Source organism: Streptomyces xanthochromogenes, assembly GCF_014650455.1.
Taxonomy (GTDB): domain Bacteria; phylum Actinomycetota; class Actinomycetes; order Streptomycetales; family Streptomycetaceae; genus Streptomyces; species Streptomyces xanthochromogenes.
Genome location: NZ_BMUZ01000003.1, coordinates 781,321 through 787,874 on the forward strand (window position 1 = coordinate 781,321; position 6,554 = coordinate 787,874).

Genomic DNA, 6,554 nt, shown 5'->3' on the forward strand with positions numbered 1-6,554 from the left:
CACCGCCCCCGGCGGTGGGGGATGATCCGCGCATGACTGGGCAGCGAACCGACGGAGCGTCATCGGCCGATCCGGCCAACACCTACCTCCAGGCGCTCGGCGAGCGGCTGACGGCGGACAAGTGCCGTATGACAGCGTCGAATTGGGGCGAGCACCCGGTCGTGATCGGCAGCCGGTCGGACCGCAAGGCGCGATGGTTCGGCACCAAGGTGGAGCTGTTCGTCTTCGCCGCCGTCGTGCCCGGCGTCGACGACGCCCGCTTGGCCGAGTTCACCAAGTGGGCGATGTCCTATGCGCAGAGCTGCCGCAGCGGGTTGCCCGGTGCCCGCAACGCCATGATGGTCCTGCCCGCTCTGATCAGCGGGGGCGTTCACACGTCCGCCAGGGAGTGGGCCGCCCGGGACGCCCGGGTCCTCGGCACGACCGTGATCGGCCGTCCGCTCACCGTGGAAGCGGCCCAGGGGGTCAGCCGGGTCACCATGTACCGGGGCGGAACGGTGTGGGGCGGAATGTTCACGCGCCATGTGCTGGAGAAGGCGTCCCTCTACTTCCCCTGACTTCTGATTTTCTGCGTCCCCCGACCATCCACTCCCCCTCGACATCGCCGATGGTCAGCGCATGGCGGCGACCGCGTCGATCCCTGTCGCCGGAAGGCGGTCCGGGTGAACACGGCTCTCTCCACGCGTTGTTCACGACGCGCACGGGATGCGTCTCAGAACACCGTCCGGAATCCGGACGGCCTGGCACCCCCCTCCTCCGGCCCGTAGGCTGACCTCAGCAGCTGGTTCACTCCGTCCGCCAGGCGGGGTGTCGCAAGAGGGAACCCGGTGGGAATCCGGGACTGCCCCGCAGCGGTGAGTGGGAACGACCGCCGTCATACGCACTGGGTCCGAGATACCGGGCCTGGGAAGCGACGGCCAGTAGGTGTCCTCCGACGAGGAGGGTGTGCCCGCGAGTCCGAAGACCTGCCAACTGCCCGTGTACGGACCATTCCGTGCGCGGATATTTCCGGTGACCTCGAGGGCGGGTCGGCGTACACACCAGACGGAACGACCGTGCCTGTGCGGCGCGGGGTCGTTGCCGTCCGGTTCGTCGTTTCCTTCGCGCTCTCGTCCCGTCACCGGGGATGTTCAGGAGTCATCTCGCGAAGGAGATTTCCGTGACAGCGCAGTCCGCAGCCGCGGCAGCACAGGCCACCGTTTACGGCTACCCCCGTCAGGGCCGGAACCGTGAGCTGAAGAAGGCCATCGAGGGCTACTGGAAGGGCCGGGTCACCGCCGACGCCCTTCGGGACACCGCCGCCGAGCTCCGGCAGGGCAACTGGCGGCAGCTCGCCGACGCCGGCATCCACGAAGTACCGACCGGTGACTTCTCGTTCTACGACCACGTCCTCGACACCACTGTCATGGTGGGCGCGATCCCCGTGCGGCACCGCAGCGCCGTCGACGCCGACGCGCTGGACGGCTACTTCGCCATGGCCCGCGGCACCCAGGAGGTCGCGCCGCTCGAAATGACCAAGTGGTTTGATTCGAACTACCACTATCTCGTACCGGAGTTGGGCCCCGACACCGTATTCGCCGGGGACTCCTCCCACCAGGTCGGGCAGCTGAAGGAGGCCCTCGCGCTCGGTCTGTCCGCGCGGCCCGTGCTCGTGGGCCCGGTGACGTACCTGCTGCTCGCCAAGCCTGCCCCGGGCGTCGCCGCCGACTTCGAACCGCTCACCCTCCTGGACCGGCTGCTGCCCGTGTACGCCGAGGTCCTGGCCGATCTGCGTGCGGCCGGAGCCGAGTGGGTACAGCTGGACGAGCCTGCGCTGGTCCAGGACCGCACCCCTGCCGAACTGAACGCCGCCGAGCGGGCCTACCGCGATCTGGGCGCTCTCACCGACCGGCCCAAGCTGCTCGTGGCCTCCTACTTCGGCCGGCTCGGCGACGCCCTGCCGGTCCTGGCCAAGGCCCCGGTCGAGGGCCTCGCCCTGGACTTCACGGAGTCGGCCGCGGCCAACCTGGACGCCTTGGCCGCCGTCGGCGGACTGCCGGGCAAGCGACTCGTCGCCGGCGTGGTCAACGGGCGCAACATCTGGATCAACGACCTGCAGAAGTCGCTGTCCACCCTCGGCACACTCCTCGGACTCGCCGACCGGGTCGACGTCGCCGCATCGTCCTCCCTGCTGCACGTCCCGCTGGACGCAACCGCCGAGCGGGACATCGAGCCGCAGATCCTGCGCTGGCTCGCCTTCGCGCAGCAGAAGACCGCCGAGATCGTCACGCTCACCAAGGGAATCTCCCTGGGCGTCGACAGCATTAAGGCCGAACTCGCGGCGAACCGCGCCGACTTGGCGTCCCGAGCGACCTCGCCCATCACGCGTGACCCGGCGGTGCGTGCCCGCGCCGCAGCCGTCACCGACGCCGACGCGCGCCGCTCGCAGCCGTACGCCGAGCGGGCCGCCGCCCAGCGCGCCCACCTGGGCCTGCCGCTGCTGCCGACCACCACCATCGGCTCGTTCCCGCAGACCGCCGAACTGCGCACGGCCCGGGCCGACTTGAGGGCGGGCCGGATCGACACCCAGGGCTACGAGGCGCGCATCAAGAACGAGATCCGCGACGTCATCTCCTTCCAGGAGGAGACCGGCATCGACGTCCTGGTGCACGGTGAGCCCGAACGCAACGACATGGTGCAGTACTTCGCCGAGCAGCTGACCGGGTACCTCGCCACCCAGCACGGCTGGGTCCAGTCCTACGGCACCCGGTACGTCCGGCCGCCGGTCCTCGCCGGTGACATCGCGCGCCCCGAGCCGATGACGGTCCGCTGGACCGCGTACGCCCAGTCGCTCACCGACCGTCCGGTGAAGGGCATGCTCACCGGGCCCGTCACCATGCTCGCCTGGTCCTTCGTCCGCGACGACCAGCCGCTCGGGGACACCGCCCGACAGGTCGCCCTGGCTCTTCGCGACGAGGTCAACGACCTTGAGGCGAACGGCACTTCGGTCATCCAGGTCGACGAACCGGCCCTGCGCGAAACCCTTCCGCTGCGCGCGGCCGACCGACCCGGGTACCTGACCTGGGCCACCGAGGCGTTCCGCCTCACCACCAGCGGGGTGCGACCGGACACGCAGATCCACACGCACATGTGCTACGCCGAGTTCGGCGACATCGTCCAGGCCATCGACGACCTCGACGCCGACGTCATCAGCCTCGAAGCGGCGCGCTCCCACATGCAGGTCGCCCACGAACTCGCCGCCCACGGCTACCCGCGCGAGGCCGGCCCCGGCGTGTACGACATCCACTCCCCCCGGGTGCCGAGCACCGACGAAGCCGCCGATCTCCTGCGCACCGGCCTCAAGGCCATCCCCGCCGAGCGCCTGTGGGTCAACCCGGACTGCGGCCTGAAGACCCGCGGTTGGCCCGAGACCCGGGCCTCCCTGGAGAACCTGGTCGCCGCCGCCCGCACGGTCCGGGGCGAGCTGCCCGCCTCCTGATCGAGAAAGCCGGTGGGCCGGGACGCTCCGAGCGTCCCGGCCCACCGCGCGCCGCCGTCCTGGGGTTTGCCGGGCGCGCCTTCTCAGTTCTGAACGCGTTGGTCGTAGGCGGTTTGGTGTGCCCGGATCTCGTCCGTGTTGTCGACCGTCCAGGCGTACAGCCGGCCGAACGGCTCCCGGAGGGATTCGCCGAGCGGAGTGAGGGAGTACTCGACCCCTACCGGCGAGGTGGGCAGCACGCGGCGCGTGATCATCCCGTTGCGCTCAAGGCGGCGCAGCGTCTGGGTCAGGACCCGCTGGGTCACGCCTTCGAGGCGGCGCTTGATCACGTTGAACCGAGTGGGCTCGTCGAGGACTGCCATCACCATCATCGACCACTTGTCGGCGATCTGATCGAGGATCGGGCGGCTGGGGCAGTCGGCCCGGTAGACGACTCCGCCGTCGGCGCCGGTTTGAGAAGTGGCCATGTCGGTATCCTTCGCGATCCTTGCGATGCCGAAAGTGCGTTATTGACGCCGGTCACTCGCCATCGGACCGTAAGTATGCATCAGGAACCAGGTGCGTATCAGGTACCGATCGGAGATCTCCATGACCCACGACATCTACCCGACCCTGCGGGTGAGTCGCGAGGACGGCATCGCGCGCGTCACCCTCGACAACCCGCCCGTCAACGTCCTGGACGTTGCCCTGATGGCCGACCTCCGGCACCTGCTGACCGCGCTGAGAAGCGACGGCTCGCTCCGGGTGATCGTGTTCGAAAGCGCCAATCCGGAGTTTTTCATAGCCCACGTCGACATGTCCCTCGTCGACACTCCGGACGCCTTCGACGAGTTCGCGGCCGACCTTCCGGACGGCGTCAACGTCTTCCAGGCTCTGGGGGAACTGCTCCGGTACCAGCCCCAGGTGACCATCGTCAAGCTTGCCGGGACGGCGCGCGGCGGAGGGGCGGAGTTCGTCACAGCAGCGGACATGACGTTCGCGGCGATCGGCCGCGCCGGGATCGGCCAGATCGAGGCTCTCATGGGCATCGTCCCCGGCGGCGGGGGCACGCAGTATCTCGCCGGCCGGGTCGGCCGCAATCGCGCCCTGGAGGCGGTGCTGGGTGCGGATCTGTACGACGCCGAAACCGCAGAGCGTTACGGCTGGGTCAACCGGGCGGTCCCCGCCGACGAGCTCGACGGCGTCGTCGACCGCCTCGCCCGCAACATCGCCGCCCTGCCCGAGGGCGTGATCGCAGCGGCCAAGCGAGCAATCGCCCCCGAGGACCTGGCCGAGGGCCTCCTGCGGGAGCACGACGCGTGGGCGGGCCAGTTCGCTCGCCCCGACGCCGAGCGTCTCATCCGCGGCGGACTGGCCCACGGCGCCCAGACCCGCGACGGCGAGCGCGATCTGGAGGGCCTGCTCCGGGGACTGCCCGGATAGCCCACGTCCGTACCCGGCCCGAACCGCACCAGTAGCAAGCCTCCTTGGGCGCAGTGGTGCAGCCCCCGCTCGGTCTTCGCGCAGACCGCATGTGTGTGGGCGCCGCGAGACCCTACTTGTCACTTGTCCCGGCGGCGGAAGCGCACGGCTGCCATTCCTGAGCCCACGGCGAGAAGAACAGGCAGGGAGGCGACCCACGCCTTGGTGGCAGACGCGCCGGTCAACGTCATGATGACCCCACCCAACACATAGATGGCCAGGAAGGCGCCCACCAGGTTGGCAACGGGGTGGCCCCGAGTGCGGTCTTCGAAGTCTTCCAAGCGTCCCATCGTGTTCCTCCCGTTGTGCACCGGGTGGGGACCCGAGGAACCGGGTCCCCACTTACCGCGATATGGATCAGGAGAGCCAGGTCTCCACACCCTGTGTGGTCAGTTCGCCCGCCGCATAGCATCCAGCTGTTGACAGGAAGCCGGACTCCGGGCCTGTGGCCGCTTCGCAGATTCCACCCACCACGACGCCGGCAGTCAGACTCGCAGACCCCCGTGCGGCTCCGACAACATCACCCGAGACCAGGTCTTTGCCCACGTCGTAGGCCGACTTCGCATCGCCGATCTTGCCGATCACTCCGTCCACGACAGACAGGGCGGAGGTTCCGTTCGGGTCGATGCGGTTGACGGGGTCGCCTTCGGCGTACAGGTAGGGGTTCTTCTCCTGTCCGGACGGGTCGGGCTGGGTGAAGCGGCCGATGTTGGGGTCGTAGTAGCGGGCGCCGAAGTGGTAGAGGCCGGTGGGATCCTGGTGGCCGCCGGCGAACCGGTAGGGCTGCCGAGCCGCCTCGGTGGTGGTGCGGGCGACGCCGCGGGGGCTGTAGGTGTAGGTGTTGACCTTGGTGCCGGTCTCGTCGGCGAGGCCGATCACCGAACCGAGTGCGTCGGTCAGGTAGTAGTAGGCCTTGCCCCCGGTGGTCATGGAGTTCAGGGTGCCCCCGGGTTCCCGGTTGAATCCGGTGTCAACACCGCCGGTGGTCTCCGCGGACAGCCCCAACGGGCCGTTGTGGAAGGTGGTTTGGCCCAGCTTGGTGCGTTCCGACTGGTCGGTGGAGGCGTACTGCCCATCGTAGGTGGTGCCGCCCACGGCCAGGGACTTGAGCTGGGAGTAGTCGGACCACTTCTCGGCGGTGCGGGTGCCCTCCGGGGTGGAGGCGCCGGCGGTCTCGTTGCCGGCCCGGTCGTAGGACCAGTTGGTGGTCGAGCCGTTCTTGCCGGTGATCTGCTGGGCGTCGTTCACGGTGTATGTAGTGCCGCGCGGGCAGCCCGGGTCGGTGCCCTGGGAGGTGAGGTTGCCGGCGAGGTCGTAGCAGTACTGCCAGGACGAGTTGAGGGTGCTGCCCTTCTCCTCCTTGGCGTAGGAGAAGCGGCCCGCGACGTCGTAGGTGTACGACGTCTTCAGCCCGGCCAGGACATCCGTGGCGGTGCGGATCTTCGTGCCGTCGGTCGCCCCGCCGGTGCCGTAGGCGTAGGTGTAGGTCAGGTTGGTGAGCGTGCCCTTGGGGGAGGTGGTCTTGATGGTGGTGGGCCGGTTCGACTTGTCGACGTCCACGCTCTGCACCGTGTTGCCCGGATAGGTGGTGCTGGTCCGGGTGTCGTTGGCGTTG

At 69.1% G+C, this 6,554-nt stretch carries 6 protein-coding genes and 1 riboswitch; of the genes, 3 read left to right on the top strand and 3 right to left on the bottom strand.

Features of this window, described 5'->3' with window-relative positions:
- The first annotated feature begins 32 nt into the window (after positions 1–32).
- Together IE267_RS10865 and metE are read left to right on the top strand one after the other, a co-directional pair.
- Entirely contained in the window at positions 33–557 is a 525-nt protein-coding gene (locus tag IE267_RS10865) for a hypothetical protein (protein ID WP_189762977.1), read from the top strand.
- Positions 558–765: 208 nt separating this feature from the next.
- Positions 766–987, top strand: a riboswitch (cobalamin riboswitch).
- 172 nt (positions 988–1,159) lie between these two features.
- Positions 1,160–3,478, top strand: coding sequence for a 5-methyltetrahydropteroyltriglutamate--homocysteine S-methyltransferase (gene metE / locus IE267_RS10870; RefSeq protein ID WP_189762978.1), 2,319 nt, complete (start codon positions 1,160–1,162; stop codon positions 3,476–3,478).
- An 83-nt stretch (positions 3,479–3,561) separates the two neighbouring features.
- On the opposite strand, the gene IE267_RS10875 is transcribed toward metE, so the two are convergent.
- A complete protein-coding gene (locus IE267_RS10875; RefSeq protein WP_189762979.1) occupies positions 3,562–3,945 on the bottom strand; it encodes a winged helix-turn-helix transcriptional regulator in 384 nt (127 codons plus the stop codon).
- A gap of 121 nt (positions 3,946–4,066) precedes the next feature.
- On the opposite strand from IE267_RS10875, the gene IE267_RS10880 reads away from it, so the two are divergent.
- Positions 4,067–4,900 (top strand): enoyl-CoA hydratase/isomerase family protein, encoded by an 834-nt coding sequence (locus tag IE267_RS10880; protein ID WP_189762980.1) that lies wholly within the window; start codon positions 4,067–4,069, stop codon positions 4,898–4,900.
- A gap of 119 nt (positions 4,901–5,019) precedes the next feature.
- Here IE267_RS10880 and IE267_RS10885 read toward each other — a convergent pair whose 3' ends face one another.
- The gene (locus IE267_RS10885) at positions 5,020–5,220 is read right to left on the bottom strand and encodes a hypothetical protein (protein ID WP_167160407.1); all 201 of its coding nucleotides are present in this window, start codon (positions 5,218–5,220) and stop codon (positions 5,020–5,022) included.
- Positions 5,221–5,296: 76 nt separating this feature from the next.
- Positions 5,297–6,554 (bottom strand): RHS repeat-associated core domain-containing protein (locus IE267_RS10890; RefSeq protein ID WP_229860958.1); only part of this gene is annotated, 1,258 nt, incomplete at its 5' end.